19 protein-coding genes are annotated in these 20,283 nt (G+C 68.0%); 6 read left to right on the top strand and 13 right to left on the bottom strand.

Annotated elements, in window-relative coordinates:
• Positions 1-80: 80 nt before the first annotated feature.
• Positions 81-1,394, bottom strand: coding sequence for a citrate synthase (locus tag ACFYRU_RS05480; RefSeq protein WP_387653245.1), 1,314 nt, complete (start codon positions 1,392-1,394; stop codon positions 81-83).
• Positions 1,395-1,654: 260 nt separating this feature from the next.
• On the opposite strand from ACFYRU_RS05480, the gene rplM reads away from it, so the two are divergent.
• Genes rplM through glmM form a run of 3 tightly spaced genes read left to right on the top strand, consistent with a single transcriptional unit; the run spans position 1,655 to position 4,009 of the window.
• Entirely contained in the window at positions 1,655-2,098 is a 444-nt protein-coding gene (gene rplM / locus ACFYRU_RS05475) for a 50S ribosomal protein L13 (RefSeq protein ID WP_131286311.1), read from the top strand.
• Positions 2,099-2,133: 35 nt separating this feature from the next.
• Positions 2,134-2,655, top strand: coding sequence for a 30S ribosomal protein S9 (gene rpsI / locus ACFYRU_RS05470; protein ID WP_141854750.1), 522 nt, complete (start codon positions 2,134-2,136; stop codon positions 2,653-2,655).
• Positions 2,656-2,662: 7 nt separating this feature from the next.
• Positions 2,663-4,009, top strand: a complete 1,347-nt coding sequence (glmM, locus tag ACFYRU_RS05465) for a phosphoglucosamine mutase (RefSeq protein WP_387653241.1) — start codon at positions 2,663-2,665, stop codon at positions 4,007-4,009.
• A 50-nt stretch (positions 4,010-4,059) separates the two neighbouring features.
• On the opposite strand, the gene ACFYRU_RS05460 is transcribed toward glmM, so the two are convergent.
• The 6 genes from ACFYRU_RS05460 to ACFYRU_RS05435 all read right to left on the bottom strand — a co-directional run bounded on the left by ACFYRU_RS05460 (position 4,060) and on the right by ACFYRU_RS05435 (position 10,719).
• Positions 4,060-4,860, bottom strand: a complete 801-nt coding sequence (locus ACFYRU_RS05460) for an ABC transporter ATP-binding protein (protein ID WP_387653238.1) — start codon at positions 4,858-4,860, stop codon at positions 4,060-4,062.
• On the bottom strand, positions 4,857-5,696 hold the full coding sequence (locus ACFYRU_RS05455; RefSeq protein ID WP_387653235.1) for an ABC transporter ATP-binding protein: 840 nt from the start codon (positions 5,694-5,696) through the stop codon (positions 4,857-4,859). Before ACFYRU_RS05455 ends, ACFYRU_RS05460 begins: the two co-directional genes overlap by 4 nt.
• The gene (locus ACFYRU_RS05450) at positions 5,693-6,625 is read right to left on the bottom strand and encodes an ABC transporter permease (protein ID WP_387653233.1); all 933 of its coding nucleotides are present in this window, start codon (positions 6,623-6,625) and stop codon (positions 5,693-5,695) included. The genes ACFYRU_RS05455 and ACFYRU_RS05450 overlap by 4 nt, the downstream gene beginning before the upstream one ends.
• Positions 6,626-6,635: 10 nt before the next feature.
• The gene (locus ACFYRU_RS05445; protein ID WP_387653230.1) at positions 6,636-7,625 is read right to left on the bottom strand and encodes an ABC transporter permease; all 990 of its coding nucleotides are present in this window, start codon (positions 7,623-7,625) and stop codon (positions 6,636-6,638) included.
• Positions 7,625-9,319 (bottom strand): ABC transporter substrate-binding protein, encoded by a 1,695-nt coding sequence (locus ACFYRU_RS05440; RefSeq protein WP_387653227.1) that lies wholly within the window; start codon positions 9,317-9,319, stop codon positions 7,625-7,627. Before ACFYRU_RS05440 ends, ACFYRU_RS05445 begins: the two co-directional genes overlap by 1 nt.
• 191 nt (positions 9,320-9,510) lie before the next feature.
• Positions 9,511-10,719, bottom strand: coding sequence for an ROK family protein (locus ACFYRU_RS05435; RefSeq protein WP_387653225.1), 1,209 nt, complete (start codon positions 10,717-10,719; stop codon positions 9,511-9,513).
• A 73-nt stretch (positions 10,720-10,792) separates the two neighbouring features.
• Here ACFYRU_RS05435 and ACFYRU_RS05430 point away from each other — a divergent pair, with 73 nt between their 5' ends.
• The gene (locus ACFYRU_RS05430) at positions 10,793-11,644 is read left to right on the top strand and encodes a LacI family DNA-binding transcriptional regulator (RefSeq protein ID WP_387653223.1); all 852 of its coding nucleotides are present in this window, start codon (positions 10,793-10,795) and stop codon (positions 11,642-11,644) included.
• A gap of 66 nt (positions 11,645-11,710) precedes the next feature.
• Here ACFYRU_RS05430 and ACFYRU_RS05425 read toward each other — a convergent pair whose 3' ends face one another.
• The 5 genes from ACFYRU_RS05425 to ACFYRU_RS05405 are packed head-to-tail and all read right to left on the bottom strand — an operon-like array spanning position 11,711 to position 16,551.
• Positions 11,711-12,787 (bottom strand): Gfo/Idh/MocA family protein, encoded by a 1,077-nt coding sequence (locus tag ACFYRU_RS05425; RefSeq protein ID WP_387653220.1) that lies wholly within the window; start codon positions 12,785-12,787, stop codon positions 11,711-11,713.
• A complete protein-coding gene (locus ACFYRU_RS05420) occupies positions 12,780-13,547 on the bottom strand; it encodes a ThuA domain-containing protein (protein ID WP_387653217.1) in 768 nt (255 codons plus the stop codon). Before ACFYRU_RS05420 ends, ACFYRU_RS05425 begins: the two co-directional genes overlap by 8 nt.
• Before the next feature lie 15 nt (positions 13,548-13,562).
• Positions 13,563-14,363, bottom strand: coding sequence for a carbohydrate ABC transporter permease (locus ACFYRU_RS05415; protein ID WP_387653214.1), 801 nt, complete (start codon positions 14,361-14,363; stop codon positions 13,563-13,565).
• Between the two features lie 10 nt (positions 14,364-14,373).
• Positions 14,374-15,312 carry a carbohydrate ABC transporter permease gene (locus tag ACFYRU_RS05410; protein ID WP_387653212.1) on the bottom strand — a complete coding sequence of 313 codons (939 nt, stop codon included), beginning with the start codon at positions 15,310-15,312 and terminating at the stop codon, positions 14,374-14,376.
• A gap of 6 nt (positions 15,313-15,318) precedes the next feature.
• Positions 15,319-16,551 (bottom strand): extracellular solute-binding protein, encoded by a 1,233-nt coding sequence (locus tag ACFYRU_RS05405; protein WP_387653210.1) that lies wholly within the window; start codon positions 16,549-16,551, stop codon positions 15,319-15,321.
• Positions 16,552-16,696: 145 nt separating this feature from the next.
• Here ACFYRU_RS05405 and ACFYRU_RS05400 point away from each other — a divergent pair, with 145 nt between their 5' ends.
• The gene (locus ACFYRU_RS05400) at positions 16,697-17,761 is read left to right on the top strand and encodes a LacI family DNA-binding transcriptional regulator (RefSeq protein WP_387653208.1); all 1,065 of its coding nucleotides are present in this window, start codon (positions 16,697-16,699) and stop codon (positions 17,759-17,761) included.
• On the opposite strand, the gene ilvY is transcribed toward ACFYRU_RS05400, so the two are convergent.
• Complete coding sequence (gene ilvY / locus ACFYRU_RS05395) at positions 17,685-18,596, bottom strand: HTH-type transcriptional activator IlvY (protein ID WP_387653206.1); 912 nt, start codon at positions 18,594-18,596, stop codon at positions 17,685-17,687. The genes ACFYRU_RS05400 and ilvY overlap by 77 nt on opposite strands.
• 169 nt (positions 18,597-18,765) lie before the next feature.
• On the opposite strand from ilvY, the gene ACFYRU_RS05390 reads away from it, so the two are divergent.
• Positions 18,766-20,244 (top strand): ketol-acid reductoisomerase, encoded by a 1,479-nt coding sequence (locus ACFYRU_RS05390; protein ID WP_387653204.1) that lies wholly within the window; start codon positions 18,766-18,768, stop codon positions 20,242-20,244.
• The last annotated feature ends 39 nt before the right edge of the window (positions 20,245-20,283 follow it).

Raw genomic sequence — 20,283 nt, 5'->3', positions numbered from 1 at the left:
AGTCCCAAGGCCTCCGGCAAAAGGAGAGCCGCCGCGGAGCGGGTCTGCTTCGCGGCGGCTGTTGGGGAGTTGCGGGTGGGTCAGCGGTCGCCCATGGGGACGTACTGGACGCCTCGTTGGCCGGTGTAGATCTGTTTGGGGCGGGCGATCTTCTGGTCGCTGTCGCCGAGCATCTCCAGCCACTGGGCGAGCCAGCCGGAGGTGCGGGGGATTGCGAACAGGACGGTGAACATCTCCGGCGGGAACTGCAGGGCCTCGTAGATCAGGCCGGAGTAGAAGTCGACGTTCGGGTAGAGCTTGCGGGAGACGAAGTACTCGTCCTCGAGCGCGATCTTCTCCAGTTCGACGGCGATCTTCAGCAGCGGGTTGATGCCGGTGACCTCGAAGACGTCGTCGGCGGCCTTCTTGATGATCTTGGCGCGCGGGTCGTAGTTCTTGTAGACCCGGTGGCCGAAGCCCATCAGCCGCTCTTCGCCGTTCTTGACGCCCTCGATGAAGGCCGGCACGTTGTCGACGGTGCCGATCCGGCGGAGCATCTTCAGCACCGCCTCGTTGGCGCCGCCGTGCAGCGGGCCGTACAGCGCCGCGATGCCGCCGGTGACCGCGCTGTACGGGTCGACCTGGGTGGAGCCGATCGCCCGGACCGCGTTGGTGGAGGCGTTCTGCTCGTGGTCGGCGTGCAGGATGAACAGGATCTCGAGCGCGCGCACCAGCCGGTCGTCGGCGGCGTACTTGGGCTCGCTCATCTTGAACAGCATCGAGAGGAAGTTCGCGGCGTAGCTGAGCTCGTTGTCGGGGTAGACGTACGGCTTGCCCTGCGCGTGCCGGAACGCGAACGCGCCCAGCGTCGGCATCTTCGCGATCAGCCGGCGGATCTGCAGCGCCCGCGACTCCTCGTTGAAGATCTCCCGCGACTCCGGGTAGAAGGTGGACAGCGCGCCCACCGAGGCGAGCAGCATGCCCATCGGGTGGGCGTCGTACCGGAAGCCCTGCATGAAGGTCTTCAGGTTCTCGTGCACGAACGTGTGATACGTCACGTCGTGCGCCCAGGCCTCGTACTCGGCCTTGTTCGGCAGCGAGCCGTTCACCAGCAGGTACGCGACCTCGAGGTAGTTCGACTGCTCGGCGAGCTGCTCGATCGGGTACCCGCGGTACTCGAGGATGCCCTTGTCGCCGTCGATGAAGGTGACGGAGGAACGGGTGGAGGCGGTGTTGACGAAGCCCGGGTCGTAGGTGGCCAGGCCACCGTCGCCGTCGGTTGCACTGATCTGCTTGAGATCTGCGGCACGGATGGTGCCATCGGTGATGGCAAGGTCGAAGTCCTTGCCGGTCCGGTTGTCCCGGACGGTGAGCGACTGTTCGGTCACGATGCCCTCTTCGGAAGCTGGCGTCATCGCCTGGATGAATGAGGGTAGATCAGCCGGCGGGACGCGGGTCTGGACTGCAATCTTCACCGCTAAACTAGTGCGGTCCTCAGCTCGTTCCAAGCCGGGGTCGGTTCGGCGGGTCAGCTCACTTTGACCCGCGCGTGCCGTCGCCGGTATTCTGGGCTGCTGTTGTGCGTATCAGGTCCAGTACAGACGTCTGTCTTGTCGGCTGACCGCTCGCCGACGTCCAGTTCTAGTCAATCTCTGAGAAACGAAGGTCAACGACCGTGCGCACGTACAGCCCGAAGCCTGCTGACGTCACTCGTGAGTGGCACGTGATCGACGCCACCGACGTCACGCTCGGTCGGCTCGCCGTCCAGATCGCAACCCTGCTGCGCGGCAAGCACAAGCCGACGTTCGCCCCGCACGTGGACGGTGGCGACTTCGTCGTCGTCGTCAACGCCTCCAAGGTGGCCCTGTCCGGCACCAAGCGGACCGACAAGCTGGCCTACCGCCACTCGGGTCACCCGGGTGGTCTGACCGCGACGCCGATCGGCGAGATCCTCGACAAGGACCCGCGCAAGGCCGTCGAGAAGGCCGTCTGGGGCATGCTGCCGAAGAACCGCCTGAGCCGGAAGCTGCTCACCAAGCTGAAGGTGTACGCCGGTCCGGAGCACCCGCACACGGCCCAGCAGCCGAAGCCGTTCGAGATCACCCAGATCGCCCAGTAAGCGATCGACGAACCAGGTAAACGAGGATTCACAGCGTGAGCGACATCACCACCGAGACCGAAGAGTTCGACCCCGAGGTCCCCATCGACAGCGAGGGCCCGGTCGCCTACACCTCCGAGACCAACCCGGCTCCGGAGCAGCGCGCCGAGACGGGTCGGGTCGCGGTCATCAACCCGGCCGGCGCCACTGGTCGCCGCAAGGAGGCCGTCGCCCGCGTGCGGATCGTCCCGGGCACCGGCAAGTGGAAGATCAACGGGAAGGACCTCGACGTCTACTTCCCGAACAAGGTCCACCAGCAGCACGTGAACGAGCCGTTCGTCGTCGCGGGCCTCGAGGGCTCGTACGACGTGATCGCCCGGATCAACGGCGGCGGCATCACCGGCCAGGCCGGTGCGCTGCAGCTCGGCGTGGCCCGCTGCCTGAACGCGGCGGACCTCGAGGCGAACCGCCCGGGTCTGAAGAAGGCCGGTCTGCTCACCCGCGACGCGCGGATCAAGGAGCGTAAGAAGGCCGGTCTCAAGAAGGCCCGTAAGGCGCCTCAGTACAGCAAGCGCTGATCACCTGATGGGGCGTTTGTTCGGCACGGACGGAGTCCGTGGCCTGGCGAACGTGGACCTGACCGCGGAGCTGGCGCTCGACCTCTCGGTCGCGGCAGCTCACGTACTCGGCGAGGCCGGTGCCTTCGAAGGGCACCGGCCACGCGCCGTTGTGGGCCGGGATCCGCGTGCCAGTGGTGAGTTCCTGGAAGCCGCCGTGGTGGCCGGTCTGGCCAGCGCCGGCGTCGACGTCGTCCGGCTCGGCGTACTGCCGACCCCGGCCGTCGCATACCTGACCGGTTCGACCGGTGCCGACCTCGGCGTCATGCTGTCCGCCAGCCACAACCCGATGCCCGACAACGGCATCAAGTTCCTGGCCCGTGGCGGGATCAAGCTCGACGACGTGATCGAGGACGCCATCGAGGCCCGGATGGGCGAGGAATGGCAGCGTCCGACCGGTGCGGACGTCGGCCGGGTGACCGACGACGGGCATGGCTTCGAGACGTACGTCGCGCACCTGGTCCGTTCGGCGCCGAACCGGTTCGACGGGCTGAAGGTCGTCATCGACTGCGCGAACGGTGCCGCCTCGGAGACCGCTCCGGAAGCGCTGCGCCGGCTCGGCGCCGAGGTGATCACGGTCGCCGCCGCGCCGGACGGCCTGAACATCAACCTGAACTGCGGATCCACCCACATCGAGGGTCTGCAGCGCGAGGTGATCGGGCACCGCGCCGACGTCGGCATCGCGCTCGACGGCGACGCGGACCGCTGCCTGGCGGTCGATGCGAACGGTGAACTCGTCGACGGCGACCAGATCCTCGCGATCCTGGCGCTGGCGATGCGGGACAGCGGCCGGTTGTCGAACGACACCGTGGTCGCGACCGTGATGAGCAACCTGGGCTTCGTGCAGGCGATGGTCCGGGAGCGGATCGCGGTCGAGCAGACCAAGGTCGGCGACCGGTACGTGCTCGAGGCGATGAAGGCGGGCGGTCACAAGCTGGGCGGCGAACAGTCGGGCCACGTGATCCTGTCCGACCACGCCACCACCGGCGACGGCACTCTCACGGCGGTCAACCTGCTCGCCCGGGTGGCCCAGACCGGCAAGAGCCTCGCCGACCTGGCCGGCGCGATGACCCGCCTCCCGCAGGTCCTCGTCAACGTCAAGAACGTCGACAAGTCCCGCGCCGGCACCGACCCCGCAGTCCAGTCCGCCGTCTCCGAAGCAACCACCCGCCTCGGCGACACCGGCCGAGTCCTCCTCCGCCCCTCCGGCACGGAACCCCTGGTCCGGGTCATGGTCGAAGCAGAATCCTCCGACACAGCCCAAGAAATAGCCCACTCCCTCGCGGAAGTGGTCGCCAGCTCGCTGAAGCTCTGAATCGAACCAAGTGCGCCGGGAGAGAATCTCTCTCCCGGCGCACTTGCTGTTTACGGCCTCAGTTCGGTGAGGCGGCGTTCGGGGGCGGGGGCGGCTTCGGCCAGGAGTTGGGTGTATTCGTGTTGGGGGTTGAGGATTACGTCGTCGGCGGGGCCTTGTTCTACTACCTGGCCGTGGTAGAGGACCATGATTTCGTCGCTGAAGTGGCGGGCGGTGGCCAGGTCGTGGGTGATGTAGAGGACTCCTAGGTTCTCCTCGCGTTGGAGGGTTGCCAGGAGGTTGAGGACGCCGAGGCGGATCGAGACGTCGAGCATCGAGACCGGTTCGTCGGCGACGAGGATGGCCGGCTCGGGGGCCAGGGCTCTGGCGATCGCTACGCGCTGGCGTTGGCCGCCGGACAGCTCGTGGGGTTTGCGGTGCGCGTACGTCTCGTCGAGGCGGACCCGGCGGAGCAGCTCCAGCACACGGTCGTCGACCTGCGAACGGGTGAAGGCCGGGTGGTGGAGCTTCACCGGGCGGGCCAGGTGGTGGGCGATCGAGTGGTACGGGTTCAGGGACGCGAACGGGTCCTGGAAGACCATCTGGACGGCCTTGCGGTACGTCGCCGCGGCCGCGCCGCGGTACTGCATCGGCTCGCCGTCGACCAGGATCTCGCCGGACGTCGGGCGCTCGAGCTGCAGCAGGAGCTTCGCGATCGTCGACTTGCCCGAGCCGGACTGGCCGACGAGGGCGATCGTACGGCCGGGCTGTAGCTCGAAGCTGACCTCGTCGACCGCGCGCAGCCTGGTCGTACGCAGCCCGTTGCGCAGCCGGTACTCCTTCACAACCGAGCGCATCTCCAGCGCACTCATACTGCCTCCTCGAAACCGGTGCGGACAAAGGCGCCGCGTTCGCCGGTCAGGCTCGGGAACGACGACAGCAACTGCTTCGTGTACGGGTGCTGGGGCTTCGTGTACAGCGTCAGCGCGTCCTCCAGCTCGACGATCGAGCCGTCCCGCATCACCGCGATCCGGTCGCTGATCTCCAGCAACAGCGGCAGGTCGTGGGTGATGAAGACGACCGCGAACCCGAGCTCGGACCGCAGCCGGGTGATCTCGCGCAGGATCTCCCGCTGTACGACGACGTCCAACGCGGTCGTCGGCTCGTCCATGATCAGCACCTGTGGTTCGAGCGCGAGCGCCATCGCGATCATCACGCGTTGCCGCATGCCGCCGGACAGCTCGTGCGGGTACGCGCGCAGCCGGTTCCGGTCGACGCCGACGCGCTCGAGCAGCTCGGCGCACCGCAGCCGGCGTTCCGCCTTGCCGAGCTCGGGCCGGTGCGTGAGGTACACGTCCTCGAGTTGCTCGGCGATCCGCAGTACCGGGTTGAGCGAGTTCATCGCGCCCTGGAAGACCATCGCGATCTTGTCCCAGCGGAACGCGCGCAGGTCGTCGCCGGTCAGCGACGACAGGTCGACGTCGTACCCGTCGCGGGACGAGAACACCACCCGGCCGCCGGTGATCCGCGCCGGCGGCTTCAGCAGCCGGGTGATCGCGTACGCGAGCGTGGACTTTCCACACCCGCTTTCTCCTGCGAGCCCGAGGATCTCGCCGCGTTCCAGCGTGAGCGAAACGTCGCGGACGGCGTGCACAGTGGTCTCGGCGAGGTAGTCGATGCTGAGGTTCTCGATGCTGAGCACACTCATGACTTCACGCTCCACTTGTTGCGCTCGGCCCGGGTCTGCGAACGCAGCTTCGGGTTGATGATCTCGTCGATCGAGAAGTTGATCAGCGACAGCGCCGCGCCGAACAACGCGATCGCCAGCCCCGGCGGCGCGAACCACCACCAGGCGCCGAGCCGGAGCGCCAGCCCGTTCTGGGCGTAGAACAGCATCGTGCCCCAGGTGAACGACCCGGACGCGCCGAGCCCGAGGAACGACAGGCCCGCCTCGCCGAGAATCGCGAAGATCACCGCGAACACCACCTGCGACGCGAGCAGCGGGATCAGGTTCGGCAGGATCTCCACGGCCAGGATCCGCCAGCGTTTCTCGCCGCCGATCCTTGCCGCGAGCACGTAGTCGCGGCTCCGTACGCTGAGCGTGAACCCGCGCAGTACCCGGGCCGACCCGGCCCAGCTGGTGATCGCGAGCACGGTGGCGACCAGCCAGATCGACTTGTTCGGTACGTAGCTGGAGATCACGATCACCAGCGGCAGCCCCGGGATCACCAGCATGATGTTGGTGAACAGCGAGAACGCCTCGTCCGCCCAGCCGCCGACGAACGCGCCGACGACGCCGAAGAACGACGACAGCAGCAGCGTGATCGCCCCGACCACGACACCGATGATCAGCGAGCCGCGGGTGGCGTACGCGAGCTGCGCGAACACGTCCTGCCCGCTCTGGGTGGTGCCCAAAATGAACCCGTGACCCGGACCGGTCAACCCGACGTCCCGCACCGTCGACGGATTGCCGACCAGGAACGGACCGAGTATGCCGAACAGGATGATCACCCCGGCGATAGTCAGGCCGACCGCGAGCTTCAACGTCATCGGCGGTAGTCGGCGCCGGCTCGGCGCGACCGGCGACGGGCCGTCCGCGGTGGCGGCCTGCACCGCTCCTTCAGTAGTGAGAGCCATGGAGCCTTCCTCAGGACCGCGCACGCGTGCGGGGATCGATGACGCCGTACAGGAGGTCGACGAGCAGGTTCGCGCCGAGGACGGCCAGCGTGATGATCAGGAAGACACCCTGCATCAACGCGTAGTCGTTGTTGCCGACAGCAAGCAACAGGGCGGAACCGATACCCGGGTACGAGAACACCGCCTCGGTCACGATCGACCCGGCGACCACGAACCCGAGCGAGATCGCGAAGCCGGACACCGACGGCAGGATCGCGTTCCGGGCCACGTACCGGGACCGGATCCGGCGCGGCGTCAGGCCCTTCGCCTCCGCGGTCACGACGAAGTCCTCGGACAGCGTGGACACCATCATGTTCCGCATCCCGAGCATCCAGCCGCCGATCGACGAGACCACGATCGTCAGCGCCGGCAGCGCGCCGTGGTACAGCACGGACTGCAGGAACGGCAGGCTCCAGCCGGGCGTCACGGAGTACACGTCGTACCCGCCGCTCAGCGGGAAGACCGGCCAGCTGCTGGCCAGCAGGAAGAGCAGCAGCAGCGCGAGCCAGAAGTACGGCACCGACTGCAGCATCGTGGTGAACGGGATCAGGTTGTCGATCCACGACCCGCGCCGCCAGCCGGCCGCGCGGCCGAGCAGGATCCCGACCGCGAACGAGATCACGGTCGCGATCCCGATCAGCCCGACCGTCCACGGCAGCGTCTGCCCGATCACCTGGGACACCGGCGCCGGGAAGTACGCGATCGACGTACCGAGGTCGCCGGTGAGCAGGTGGTGCAGGTAGCGCCAGTACTGCGTCCAGAGCGACGAATCGGTGTCCGTACCGAGCAGCGCCTGGATCGCCGTCCGGGTGGTCGGGGTGACCGGGCCCTTGGTGGCGAGCTTCGACAGCATAAGGTCGACCGGGTTCCCCGGCATCAGCCGGGGAATCAGGAAGTTCAACGTCAGCGCCGCCCAGAGCGCGACCACGTAGAAGGTGAGTTTCCGGAGCAGGTAGCGCATCAGCTGGCGGGCTTGATCGTCTTGAGGACGATCCCGGCGTCCCATGCCTTCCAGGCCGCGGGCAGTACGTACAGGTTGTCCTTGGTCGGCCAGCCGGTCGCGCGCGAGGTGTTGAACTCGGTCAGCATCGAGTTCACGTAGACCGGGATGTACGGCAGCTGGTCCGCGATGATGCCCTGGATCTTGGCGTACTCCGCCTTCTGCGCGGCCTGGTCCGTGGTCGCCGCGGCCGCCGTCAGCGCGGCGTCGACAGCCGGGTTGGAGAAGCGGGACTGGTTACCGGCCGAAGCGCTCTTGCCGACCGGAGCGGTGTTCGTGGTGGCGAGCTTGCTGTCGTAGGTGAAGTACGGGTTCGTGGACGCGCCGAGGCCGACCGAGTCCAGCGACAGCTGGAACTTGCCGTTGGTCTGCGCCGCGTTCCACTCGTTCCAGGAGACCTGGCTCGGCTTCAGCTCGATGCCGACGGTGGCCAGCTGCTGCTTGAGGGTGTCGTTGATCAGGATGTAGTCGCTCCATCCGGTGACGGTCTGCACGGTCAGCGAGAGCCGCTTGCCGTCCTTGGTCCGTACGCCGTCGCTGCCCTTCGTCCAGCCGGCCGCGTCGAGCGCCTTGTTCGCCGCGTCGGTGTCCGCGCTCTGCGGGAGCTTCGCCGTACCGGCGTCCGCGATCCAGTTGTCGTCGCGGCCCGGCAGCAGCATCGTCGGCGAGCCGACGCCCGCGACACCACCACCGGCCAGTTTCGCGAGCTGCTCGCGGTTCATCGCGAGGTAGATCGCCTTGCGTACGGCGGGATCGGTCTGCGGACCGGTGCAGCCGAGGGCCGCGTTGGAGCAGGTCACGACGACAGTCGTCATCACCGGGGTGTTCACGTACGTCAGGTTCTTGCCGGACTTCATGATGTTGTCGATGCCCGGCAGGTACGCGCTGGCCCAGTCGACCTTGCCGGCGACCAGGGCTGCGCTGGCGGCGTCCGCGGACGTCACCGGGAGGTACCGGACCTCCTTGATGGTCGGCTTGCCCGCCTCCCAGTACAGGTCGTTCTTGGTCAGTACGAAGCTCTGCGGCGTGTAGGACTTCACCTTGAAGGGCCCTGTGCCGACGGGGTTCTTGTTGAGGTTCGTCGTCGGGTCCTTGATGTCTTTCCAGATGTGCTCGGGCACGATCGCCTGGTTGGCGAGTACGGCCGGCTCCTGCATCAGGGACTTCGACTTGAAGGTCAGTACGGCCGTGTCGTCGGACGTGGCCTTCGCGGTGGCGGCGAGTCCGGACGGGTTGAGCGCCGGCGTCTTGGCGACCAGGTTGAACGTGAAAGCGACATCCTTCGCGGTGAACGGCTGGCCGTCGTTCCACTTCACGTCGTGGCGGGTCTTGATCGTCAGTTCCGTACCGGCGGCGTTCCAGGAGAAGCCGGAGGCCAGTACGGGCGTGGGCTCGGACTGCTTCGCGAAGTTGTACCAGTACAGCGGCTCGTAGATGACGCCGAGGGTCGGCTGGAGCGCCGTGCTGCTGAACGGGTTGAAGTTCTCGGTGGTGATGTCGCCGGCTGCGACGGTGATCGTGGCGTCCTTGTTGGCGGCCTGGTTGCCGGCCGCGGCGCCGTTGCAGGCGGCCAGCAGCAGGGTGGTGGCGGTGGCCGCGGCGACGGCGCTCACCAGGCGCCGCACGCGCGGGCGTTTCGTCGGGTTCCGGAGCATAGGTCGATTCCTTTCCAACGCGGTCTTCGAACGCGTCACCCGGCACCCGCCAGGGAAGCTGGCCGTAACTTAGTTCGCCTAACAAAGAAGGCGCAAGGGGTCGGCGTGGTAACGATTTCGACAGGAGCCGCGCGGGGAAAGGGTTTGCTGAGCCGGATCGCGTCGCGCCCGGGCGATCTGCTGCTGGTCGTTCAGGCAGAGATCGCGCGCTCGGAGCGCAGCATCATCAGCGCGGCGCCGATCGCCGCCGCGTCGTGGCCGCGCTCGTCCAGCACGACCTCGGTGTTCACGGCCCGCCCGAACGCGGAGCTCATGATCCGCTCCTGGATGATCGGCAGGTAGATCGTCCCGGCCACGGCGAACGCGGGACCGGTCAGTACCAGCAGCTGGACGTCGTACATGTTGGTGATCGTCTGCGCGCCGAGCGCGAGCCAGGACGCGGAGTCGCGCAGGATCGCCTCGGCCCGCGAGTCCCCGGTCAGTGCCAGCCGGGCGATGGCAGCGAACGCCGCGACCCCGGTACGGCGCTGGGAGCCGAGGTCGAGGCCCGCGGCCCGGGCCTTCGCGACGACCGTGGCGGGACCGGCGATCGCCTCGAGGCAGCCCGTACTCCCGCACCAGCACTGCGGGCCGCCGATCTGCACGCAGATGTGCCCGACCTCGCCCGCGTTGCCGTGCGCGCCCTGGTAGACGTGGCCGTTCAGGCGCAGGCCGGAGCCGATGCCCTCGCTCATGAACAGCCCGGCCATCACCGACACGTCGTGCCTGGTGGTGAGCCGGGTGCCGGCGGCGGCCGCGGTCGCGTCGTTCTCCAGCAGGGCGGGCAGGCCGAGCCGCTCCTCCAGGCGCTGGTGGATCGGGAAGTCGACCCAGTTCGCCATGCTCGGCGGTGCGGAGGTGACGCCGCGGTTGCGGATCAGTGGGCCCGGGCAGACGAACCCGAGCCCGAGGATCAGCGCCGGGTCGACGCCGGCGCGCTCGATCAGCTCGGTGGTCTCGGTCGCGATCCGCGCCACCACCTGCTCCGGATCGCTCGCGTCGCCCGGCCCGTCCCGGCGCCAGCGCGCCACCACCCCGCCGGCGTAGTCGACCAGTACGTACGTCACGCTGTCGGGGCTCAGGTGGACGCCGACGACGTACCGCGCGGCGGCCCGGATCCGCAGCATCGTGCGCGGCTTGCCGCCGGTGGACGAGCCGCGGCCCGCCTCGTCGACCAGGCCGTCGTCGATCAGCCGGCGGACCAGCGTGGTGACCGAGGGGGCGGTCAGGCCGGTGATCTGGGTGAGTTCCACCCGGCTGACCGTGCCCGCGGAGCGGATGCTGTCCACAATGAGGGCACGGCTGTTCGTCGGGGCCGGGTCGTAACCCGGGGCGTACGACGCGTCGCTGACCTGCTGCATCGGGACATCCGCAATCTGTCGAGTTTGTTAGGTCTGTGAATATAGTGGCTTCGACGGCCTTGGAGGGCAGTGTATGCACGAGCGGATCGCTGGGCTGGTACTGGCGCGTCCCGGGCGGCTGCTCGGGATGGAGCCGTTCATGGCCGACGTCGTCCAGGGGATCGAGGAGGTGTTCGCCGGGCGCGGCTGCAGCCTGCTGATCGAGTTCGCCGCGGATGTCGCCGGCGAGCTCGAGATCTGGCAGCGCTGGGTGGCGAACCGGCACGTCGACGGCATCGTGATGGTCGATCTGCGGGCCAAGGATCCGCGGCTGGACGAGCTGCAGCGGCTCGGCGTACCGGCCGTGCTGCTGGGCGGGCCGGAGTTGGAGGTGCCGATCACGAACGTACTGGTCGACAACGCCGAAGGCGCTCGCGCGGCCGTACGGGCGCTCGCGCAGCTCGGGCATCGTGACATCGCGCGGGTCAGCGGGCCGCGGGACATGCTGCACTGCCAGGCCCGGGACGACGCGTTCATGCAGACCTGTGCGGAGCGGGACGTGCGGGGCCGGGTGATCGAGGGCGACTACTCGGAGGACTCGGGCCGGGATGCGACGCAGCAACTGCTGACCGGTCGCGGTGTGCCGACGGCGATCGTCTACGACAACGACCTGATGGCGATCGGCGGCCTCGCCGCGGCGCGCGAGCTGAACGTCACGATCCCGGAGCAGCTGTCGGTGATCGCGTGGGACGACACCGCGGTGGCGCGGCTCGCCACGCCACCGCTCAGCGTCGTCACGGTCGACGTACACGGCTTGGGCACCATCGTCGGCGAAGCAATCCTCGCCGTCATCCAGGGCGCCGCCCCAACCACCTACCAGGTCCCCAAGCCCACAATCCGCCTGGCCAGCTCAACTGCGCCGCCGAGTCGTGGAGAAGGCCTCTGAAAATCGACCAGAATCCACGACTCGGCGGAGGGGGGCCGAGCCGATCGCCACGACTCGGCGGTTGGGTCAGGCGAGGCCGACTGCCGCGAGGGGGCTGGGCCAGGATTTCAGGGCGGCGAGCAGGTCGGCGTTCTGCGTTGTCGACAGGGCCTCGGTGTAGGCGTCGTTGACGATGTCGGCGATGCGGACCGGTGCGCCGGTGTTGGCTGAGCGTACGGCGGCTTCGACCATGGCGAGGCTGACGACGTTCGAGTGGACCTCGGACTGTGGCGTCGTGCCCGTACGGACGGCGTTGACGAACTCGACCAGGGAACCGGCGATCTCCTCCGGCTCGTCGCCGAGGGGTGCCGGTACCTCGGGTTCCGCGACCGGGGCGTTGTCGCCGTCCCAGGTCGCCGTACCACCGGGCGTGCTGGCCCGCCACCTGCCGTTCCACGACGTCTCGAGCCCCGGGGCGCACCAGCTTCCGGCGAAGGTGAAGCGGGTTCCGTCGGCGTACGTGAAGATCGCCGACGCCGCCGCGTTGCCGTCGAACCAGCTCCAGGACGGGTTGTACGAGTCGCAGTACACCGACACCGGCTCCGACCCGATCAGCTTGCGGGACAGGTCGAACTGGTGGATCGCCATGTCGACCAGCAGCGGTTCCGCCATCCGCTCGCGGAAGCCGCTGAAGTGCGGCGCCTTGTAGAACTCGCACGCCAGCGTCCCGATCGGCCCGAGCTCCGCGATCTGCCGCTGGAACGCGTCGACCGCCCGGAAATACCGCCGCGACTGCGACACCATCAACAGTTTCCCGCTGACCTCGCTCGCCGCAGCCATTTGTAGACACTCACGTACGGTCTCTGCCAACGGCTTCTCACACAGTACTGGGACACCACTCAGCAACGCTTCTACGCTGACTTTCGGATGCGCTACCGGGACAGTCACGTCGATGAGGGCCTCGAACTCAACAGCAAGTTCGTCGATCGAGGTCGCGACCGGTACGTCCGGGTAGCCGTGTTCGTCGGCGGCCGCGCGGGCTACCTCGACGTCCAGGTCGACGAGGCCGACCAACTGCACGGAAGGGTTGGCGGCGATGGTGCGGAGCCAGGCGCGGCCCATGCCGCCGGCTCCGGCCTGCACCAGGCGCAGGGGTTCAGGCATCGGCAGGCTCCTCGATGGGACCGGTGTACCCGTGTCCGTTGAAGAAATCGTCGGTCTCGTACCGCAGCAGCGTCGGCAGCCGGCGCGAAGGCAGGTCCGTACGCGCCCACGCGACACCGTTCGCGATCACCCTACGGACATCCTTGTGGTGGTACACCGGGTAGTCCTGGTCGCCGGGGGAGAAGTAGAAGATCTTCCCGTGCCCGCGCCGGAACGTGCAGCCGGAACGGAACACCTCGCCGCCGGAGAACGACGACACGAAGATCAGCTCGTCCGGGACCGGGATGTCGAAGAACTCGCCGTACATCTCCTGCTGCTCGATCACAATCGGATGCGGGACGCCCTGCGCGATCGGGTGCGTCGGGTTCACCGTCCACACCAGCTCGCGGTCCCGCTCGCTGCGCCAGCGGAGCGTGCAGGTGGTGCCCATCAGCTTGCCGAAGATCTTCGACCAGTGGCCGGAGTGCAGGACGACGAGACCCATCCCGGACAGCACGTGCTGGTACACGCGGTCTACCACCTTGTCGTCGACCTCGCCGTGCGCGGCGTGGCCCCACCAGACGAGTACGTCGGTCTCCGCCAGCACGTCCTCGGTCAGGCCGTGTTCGGGTTCGTCCAGCGTCGTGGTGGAGACCTCCGCGCCGGGCAGGTTCTCGGCGATACCGGCCGCGATCGTGGAGTGCATTCCCTCGGGGTAGATCTCGCGGACGTGCGGCTCGATCTGCTCGTGCCGGTTCTCGCCCCAGACCAATATCTTCATCGTTGTCCTTAAGAGTTATTTGACGGCTCCGCCGATGGCCCCGGCGGCGATGTACTTCTGCGCGGCGACCAGCAGCACGATGGCCGGGACCGCGGACAGCACCGCGGTCGCCATCACCGCGTTCCAGTTCTGCACCTGGGTGCCGAGGTACTGGTAGATCCCGAGCGTCACCGGCCGCACGCCGCCCTTGGTGGTCAGCGTCAGCGCGAACAGGAAATCGCTCCAGGAAAACAGGAAACTGAACAGTCCGGCGGTGATCAGCGAGTTCTTGCTGATCGGCAGCACGATCGCCACGAACGCCCGGAACAGCCCGGCGCCGTCCACCCGGGCCGCCTCCACCAGCGACGGCGGCAGCGAGAGCATGAACGAGCGCAGGATCAGGATCGCGAACGGGATCCCGCTCGCGCAGTTCGCGATGATCAGGCCCGGGATCGAGTTCAGCAACCCGATCCGCTCGTAGGCGGTGTACAGCGCGTTCGCGATCACGATGCCCGGGATCATCTGCGAGATCAGGATCGCCAGCAGCCCGATCGACACCCAGCGGGACCGGAACTGCGAGAGCGCGTACGCACACGGGGTCGCGATCGCCAGACTCAGGACAACGGTGCCGGCCGCGATGATCATGCTCGTGACCAGGTTCCCGCCCTGCTCGTCGAGCGCCCGCTTGTAGCCGGAAAACGTCGGATGCAGCGGCAGGAAACCGGCGGTCAACGTGTTCCCGGACGGTTGCAGCGAGGCGTTGAGCATCCAGTAGACCGGGAACAGCATCACGCACAGGATCAGCACGCCGATGACGGTGTACGCGATACGTCGCATCGTGCTCCCCCTACTCGTCGACGGCGCGACGGCTGCCGCGCAGATAGAAGATCGCGAACACGAACGAGATCGCGATCAGGATGTTGGACAGTGCCGCGCCCTGGCCGAACCGGAAGTCCACGAACGACTTCTCGTAGGACTGGGTCGCCAGCGTCTGGGTCGCGTTCGCCGGGCCGCCGCCGGTCAGGCCGAGGATGATGTCCAGGACCTTGATCGTGTAGACGACGCCGAGCATCAGCAGCACGCTCGCCACCGAGCGCAGGTTCGGCCAGGTGATGTACCAGAACGAACGCCACCCGGTCGCGCCGTCCAGCTGGCCGGCCTCGTACAGCTCGTCCGGGATCTCGGCCAGGCCGGAGTACAGCAGCGTCACGTTGAACGGGATGCCGATCCAGATGTTCACGCCGATCACCGCGATCAGCGCGACCGACGGCGAGTTCAGCCACGGCACGGGATCGTTGATGAGGTGCAGGCCTTGAAGCGTCCGGTTCAGGATCCCGCTGTCCTGCTCGAGGATCGACCGCCAGGTCGCGCTGGACACGATCAGCGGCAGCAACCACGGCAGCAACAGCAACGACCGCAGGATGCCGCTGAGCGGAAAGCGGTTGCGGAAGAACAGGGCGAGCCCGAGACCGATCGCGAACTGGAAGGCGATCGAGCCGACCGTGAACAGCGCGGTGTTCAGCATCGCGTCCGAGAACAGCTTGTCGGTCACGACCGTGCGGTAGTTCTGCAGCCCGACCCAGGGCGCCACGCCGGTGAAGAACGTCTTGAGCCCGTAGTCCTGCAGGCTCATCAGCAGGTTCTTCACCACCGGGTACCCGAACAGCGCGATCATCGCGACCGCGGCCGGCAGTACGAACAGCACCTTGGTCAGGCTCTCGCCCCGGTGGTGCCGGCCGCGCACCTTCGCGCGGCCGGCCACCCTCGTACGTGTGAGCGTCACCATCACCGATCAGCCGCCGGAGGCCTGCTTGAAGGCGTCCTGGGCGGTGGCCTTGCCGGTCAGTGCCAGCTGGATCGCCTGGTAGATCACCTTCGCGGCGTCCGGCCACTTGTCGCCCAGCTTGCCGGTCCGCGCGCGGGCGGTCTTGACCTGCTCGGCGAAGGCCTTCATCGACGGGACTTCCTTGGCGTACTCGTCGAGCAGTGACAGCCTGGTCGGGAGCGTGTACCGGGCCTTCGCCCAGGCCAGTTCGTTCTCGTCCGAGTTCAGGCACTTCACGAAGTCCGCGGCCTTCTGCTGCTTAGCCTGGTCCTTGTTCAGCGGGACCGTCCAGGCCTCACCACCGAGCGGCGCGACCGGCGTCTGGTCCGGCTTGTTCAGCGGGAACGTGACCACGTCCCACTTGATCTTGGGGTTCTTGTTCAGCGTCGGAATCTGCCACGGGCCGTTGACCATCATCGCGGTCTTGCCTGCGACGAACTGGTCGTTGACGTCGCCCTGCGTCCAGTTGATCACGCTCTTCGAGGCGGATCCGTCCTTCACCAGGTCGACCCACAGTTGCAGCGCCTCGGCCACCTGCGGGCTCTTCAGGTCGGTCTCGTCGCCGCCGTTGGTCCACATCGCCGGCAGGAACTGCCAGGAACCTTCGTACGTGGCGTTGGCGTTGAACGCCATCCCGTACCGCCCGGGCTTGGTGAGCTTCTTGGCCGCGGCCTTCAGTTCGTCCCAGGTCTTCGGCGGTTGTACGCCGGCCTCGGCGAGCATGTCCTTGTTGTAGAACAGGGCGATCGTGTTCGTCACCGGCGCGAGACCGTAGAGCTTGCCCTGGTACGACGTCGCGTCGGTCATGCCCTTGATGACGCCGTCGCTGTTCAGGCCCATGTCGTTCAGCGGTGCCAGCGCTCCGGTCGCGGCGATCTGCTGGACGTCGGGGTTGTCGAGCATCAGTACGTCGGGCAGCGTCTTCGACGACGCCTGCTGCAGCACCTTCTGGATCAAGGTGTCACCAGGCACCGTCTCCCGCTGAATCGTGATGCCGAGCTGCGACGCACAACTGTCGAGGCCCTTCTGGACCAGGGACTTGTCAGGGTCGTTGTTGTAGTAGTCCAGGATCGTGAGGCTCTTGACACTGTCGCCGCCGGAACCGGACGACGACTGGCCGCCGTTGTTGCCGCAGGCGACCAGCAGGAGCGACACCGTCGTCGCACCCGCCAGCGCGGCGGCGATCCGCTTGCTGATCATGACATCGGACTCCTTCAAAGCGTTTAACCGAGTGACGAGAGAAGCTGCAGTGCGCTTGTGGATTGAGCGGTAAACCGCTTAACTGAGGTGTTGAAGGACTATGTTCCCTACGTCACATCGCTGTCAAGGGTTCGGAGGACGATCGATGGTCACGATGCGGGACGTCGCTCAGCGGGCCGGTGTCTCGATCGCTACCGTCTCGTTCCTGCTGAACGACACCAAGCCGGTGACGGCCGCGACCCGGGCGCGGATCGAGCAGGCGATGCTCGAGCTCGGGTACCGGCGGAACATGGTCGCCCGGGCGCTCGCGTCGCGGCGGACGCACATCATCGCGATGGCCTACCCGGCGCTCGAACACCGGTTCAGCATGTCGACGTCGGAGTTCTTCACCAGTGCGGCCGAGGCGGCGCGCAAGGAGGACTACCACCTGGTGCTCTGGCCGGTCGGCAACGACGGCGTCGAGCTGCAGGAGCTGCTCGGCCAGGGCCTGGTCGACGGCGTCGTACTGATGGAGGTGCAGCTCGACGACCGGCGTGTCGACGTACTGCGCGGATCCGGGACGCCGTTCGCGTTGATCGGGCGGACGACCGAGCTCGACGGGTTGTCGCACGTGGACATCGACTTCGACACCACGGTCGAGGAGGCGGTCCGGTACCTGTACGACTACGGGCATCGGCAGCTCGCCTTGATTTCGGGCGATCTGGACGACCCGCGGTTCCACGCGTACGGCCCGTGGGTCCGGGTGGAGGAGGCGTACCGGCGGGTCGCGGCGTCGTACGGCCTGCCGATCGTGGTGCTGCCCTGTTCGGACACGACCGCGGCGGGGAAGGTCGCGACGGAGCAGTTGCTGAAGCAGTCGCCGGAGACGACGGCGGTGCTCGTACTGAACGAGTACGCCGCGCTCGGGGTGGTGTCGGGCCTCAAGCGGGCCGGGTACGACGTACCGGGGGACATGTCGGTGTTCTCGCTGCTGACGGTGCCCGAGACCGCGGCGATGACGGATCCCGAGCTGACGATGATGCGGACGCCCGGTCGCGAGCTGGGTGCGCTCGGTACCGTGTCGCTGATCCGGGAGCTCGAGGGCGACGATCCGCTGCCGCCGCAGCTCGTCGCGGCCGAGCTGTCGCCGGGCGCTACGGTCGCAGCGCCCAGAGCGCCGCAACCAAAGGCCGGTGCAGGTCGGCGCGGCGCGCGCAAAGCCCGATCGTGAGCGGTTCCAGGTCGGCCGGCAGCTCCTCGAGCTGATCGCGGACGGCGGACGACTCGAGCACCAGCCGCGGTACGACACCGACGCCACAACCCAACGCCACCAGCGCAAGCAACGCCTCATGCCCGTCCGGCTCCGCCGCAATCGCCGGCTTCACCCCCACCCTCCGAAACCACCGCAACGCCACTTCCCGAACCAGCCCCCGAGCCGGCACCACATACGGCCCCTCAGGCGGCGCGCCGGCCCGGCCGCTGGACGGGCTGTGGCGAGTGGCGCCCGGCGGGGTGGCACGTGGGCTGTCGGGCGGGATGGTGGGTGGGGTGTCGTAGGCGCGGACGAGGACTAGGTCGGTGCGGGCGACGGTCCGGGCTACCAGGGTTTGCGGGAGGCGTTTGGGGATGCCGGCTACGGCGGCGTCGGCTTCGCCTTCGTCGAGGCGGGCCAGGGCGGCGGCTGCGTCGCCGGTGCGGATGTTCAGGCGGATCTGCGGGTGCTGCGTACGTAGTGGCCGCAGCAAGTCGGGGAGGAGCGTCTGGCAGGCGGTTACGGTGGCGAAGATCCTCAGCTCGCCGGTCAGGTCGTGCGGATCGCCTGTCCCGGCCCGGTAGTCGGCCCACAGTGCCAGCGCCTGTTCGGCGTACGCCGAGAAGCGCCGCCCGTCCGCCGTCAGCATCACCCCGCGCGGCCCACGGTCCAGCAGCCGCGCGCCGACCCGCGCCTCCAACCGCTGGATCGTCCGCGTCAGCGTCGCCGCGCTGACATGGCACTCCAGGCTGGTCCGCCCGTAGTTCAACGACCGCCCCAAGTGCAAGAACAGCTCCAACTCCCGCTGCTCCACCGCAACCCTCCGCCCGACTGGGAATAGGCCTTGGGGTCTAGGCACAGGCAATAGCGCCTTCCCAGACCCCGGCGCTTATCGTCAGTTCCCCAGTGTTGCAGATTGTGGAACGGTGCGGTGCGGATCTTGCGCTTGCCGCAATGCACCGGCGGGCGATTCACTGGAACGTATGGAGAGTTCGGTGTTTCGGGTCGAGGCGATGGAGGTCCCGGGTGGGACCGAGGCGATCGTGCGGGGCGGGCGGGACCTGTTCCCGCTGCTGCCGGCCGCGCTGCACGGGGTGGAGCGCATCGGGGTGATCGGCTGGGGTCCGCAAGGGCGGGCGCAGGCGCTGAATCTGCGTGACTCGCTGGCCGGTAGCGCGATCACCGTGGCGGTCGGACTGCGCCCCGGGTCCCGGTCCGCCGACGACGCCCGCGCGAACGGTTTCAGCGAGGACGACGGGACGCTCGGGGACTGGCTGGACGTAGCGGCGAGTGCCGACCTGGTGATCCTGCTGATCGCGGACGCTGCACTGGCGGCTCACCACGCGGAGATCTTCGCGGTCCTGAAGCCCGGCGCGACCATTGGTCTGTCCCACGGTTTCCTGCTCGGCCACCTGCGCGAGCTCGGCAGCACCTTCCCGGCCGGGCATCCGGTGATCGCGGTCTGCCCGAAGGGGATGGGCGACTCGGTACGGCGCCTGTACCAGCAGGGCGCGACCGTCAACGGCGCCGGCATCAACGCGAGCATCGCCGTCCACGCCGACCCGGACGGGTATGCGACCGACCGGGCGCTGGCGTGGTCGATCGCACTCGGCTCGCCGTACACGTTCGCGACAACGCTTTCCGACGAGTACCACTCCGACATCGTCGGCGAGCGGGCGATCCTGCTCGGCGCGGTCCACGGCCTGGTCGAGGCGCTGTACCGGTACTTCCGGATCGGCGGCGCGGACCCGGTGACGGCGTACGAACGTTCCACCGAGGCGATCACCGGACCGATCGCGCGGACCATTTCGAAGCACGGACTCGCCGCGGTCCGGGCGGCGTCCGGCGACGAGGACCTGTTCGACCGTGCGTACTCGGCGGCGTACGGGCCGGCCCGGGACCTGGTCGCGGAGATCTACGACGAGGTTGCCGATGGCACCGAACTGCGGAGCGTGATCCTGGCCGAGCAGCGGCTCGCGAACCGGCCGATGACCGCGATCGGCGGCAGCCCGATGTGGTCGCACAGCGCCGCCGTCCACGCTCGCCGGGGGACGCCATACCAAACCGTATGGTACGGCGACGACGGAGCGCACGGCATCGACGCGGTCACGGCCGGACTGTTCGTCGCGACGATGATGGCGCAGGTGGACGAGTTCGCCGCCCGCGGGCACGCCTGGTCGGAGATCGTCAACGAGTCGGTGATCGAGGCGGTCGACTCGCTGCTGCCGTACATGCACGCCCGCGACGTCGCGTACATGGTCGACAACTGCTCCCGCACCGCCCGGCTCGGCACCCGGCGCTGGGGCCCGCGTTTCCAGGCGGCGTACGAACAGATCGCCCTCCCGCACCTCGACCAGCCGGCCGACGCCCAGCTGATCAAGGAGTTCCTCGCCAATCCGGCCCACGAAGCCCTCGCCGCAGCCGCCGAGCTCCGCCCCTCGGTGGACATCTCCGTGAGCTGAATGTGCAGCCTCGACAGGATGTGTCCGTCGAGCGGGCCA

Origin of the sequence: Kribbella sp. NPDC004536, assembly GCF_042873835.1 — a bacterium.
Taxonomy (GTDB): domain Bacteria; phylum Actinomycetota; class Actinomycetes; order Propionibacteriales; family Kribbellaceae; genus Kribbella.
This window is presented reverse-complemented; position numbering and strand designations above follow the sequence as displayed.

What these genes read in the sequence shown, in the direction of transcription:
- ACFYRU_RS05415 (WP_387653214.1), bottom strand. Translation starts at nt 14,363, where the DNA reads ATGCGACGTATCGCGTACACCGTCATCGGCGTGCTGATCCTGTGCGTG.
- ACFYRU_RS05460 (WP_387653238.1), bottom strand. Translation starts at nt 4,860, where the DNA reads ATGAGTGCGCTGGAGATGCGCTCGGTTGTGAAGGAGTACCGGCTGCGC.
- ACFYRU_RS05435 (WP_387653225.1), bottom strand. Translation starts at nt 10,719, where the DNA reads ATGCAGCAGGTCAGCGACGCGTCGTACGCCCCGGGTTACGACCCGGCC.
- ACFYRU_RS05400 (WP_387653208.1), top strand. Translation starts at nt 16,697, where the DNA reads ATGGTCACGATGCGGGACGTCGCTCAGCGGGCCGGTGTCTCGATCGCT.
- ACFYRU_RS05455 (WP_387653235.1), bottom strand. Translation starts at nt 5,696, where the DNA reads ATGAGTGTGCTCAGCATCGAGAACCTCAGCATCGACTACCTCGCCGAG.
- ACFYRU_RS05410 (WP_387653212.1), bottom strand. Translation starts at nt 15,312, where the DNA reads ATGGTGACGCTCACACGTACGAGGGTGGCCGGCCGCGCGAAGGTGCGC.
- ACFYRU_RS05405 (WP_387653210.1), bottom strand. Translation starts at nt 16,551, where the DNA reads ATGATCAGCAAGCGGATCGCCGCCGCGCTGGCGGGTGCGACGACGGTG.
- ACFYRU_RS05450 (WP_387653233.1), bottom strand. Translation starts at nt 6,625, where the DNA reads ATGGCTCTCACTACTGAAGGAGCGGTGCAGGCCGCCACCGCGGACGGC.
- glmM (WP_387653241.1), top strand. Translation starts at nt 2,663, where the DNA reads ATGGGGCGTTTGTTCGGCACGGACGGAGTCCGTGGCCTGGCGAACGTG.
- ACFYRU_RS05390 (WP_387653204.1), top strand. Translation starts at nt 18,766, where the DNA reads ATGGAGAGTTCGGTGTTTCGGGTCGAGGCGATGGAGGTCCCGGGTGGG.
- ACFYRU_RS05425 (WP_387653220.1), bottom strand. Translation starts at nt 12,787, where the DNA reads ATGCCTGAACCCCTGCGCCTGGTGCAGGCCGGAGCCGGCGGCATGGGC.
- ACFYRU_RS05480 (WP_387653245.1), bottom strand. Translation starts at nt 1,394, where the DNA reads ATGACGCCAGCTTCCGAAGAGGGCATCGTGACCGAACAGTCGCTCACC.
- ACFYRU_RS05440 (WP_387653227.1), bottom strand. Translation starts at nt 9,319, where the DNA reads ATGCTCCGGAACCCGACGAAACGCCCGCGCGTGCGGCGCCTGGTGAGC.
- ACFYRU_RS05420 (WP_387653217.1), bottom strand. Translation starts at nt 13,547, where the DNA reads ATGAAGATATTGGTCTGGGGCGAGAACCGGCACGAGCAGATCGAGCCG.
- ACFYRU_RS05430 (WP_387653223.1), top strand. Translation starts at nt 10,793, where the DNA reads ATGCACGAGCGGATCGCTGGGCTGGTACTGGCGCGTCCCGGGCGGCTG.
- ACFYRU_RS05445 (WP_387653230.1), bottom strand. Translation starts at nt 7,625, where the DNA reads ATGCGCTACCTGCTCCGGAAACTCACCTTCTACGTGGTCGCGCTCTGG.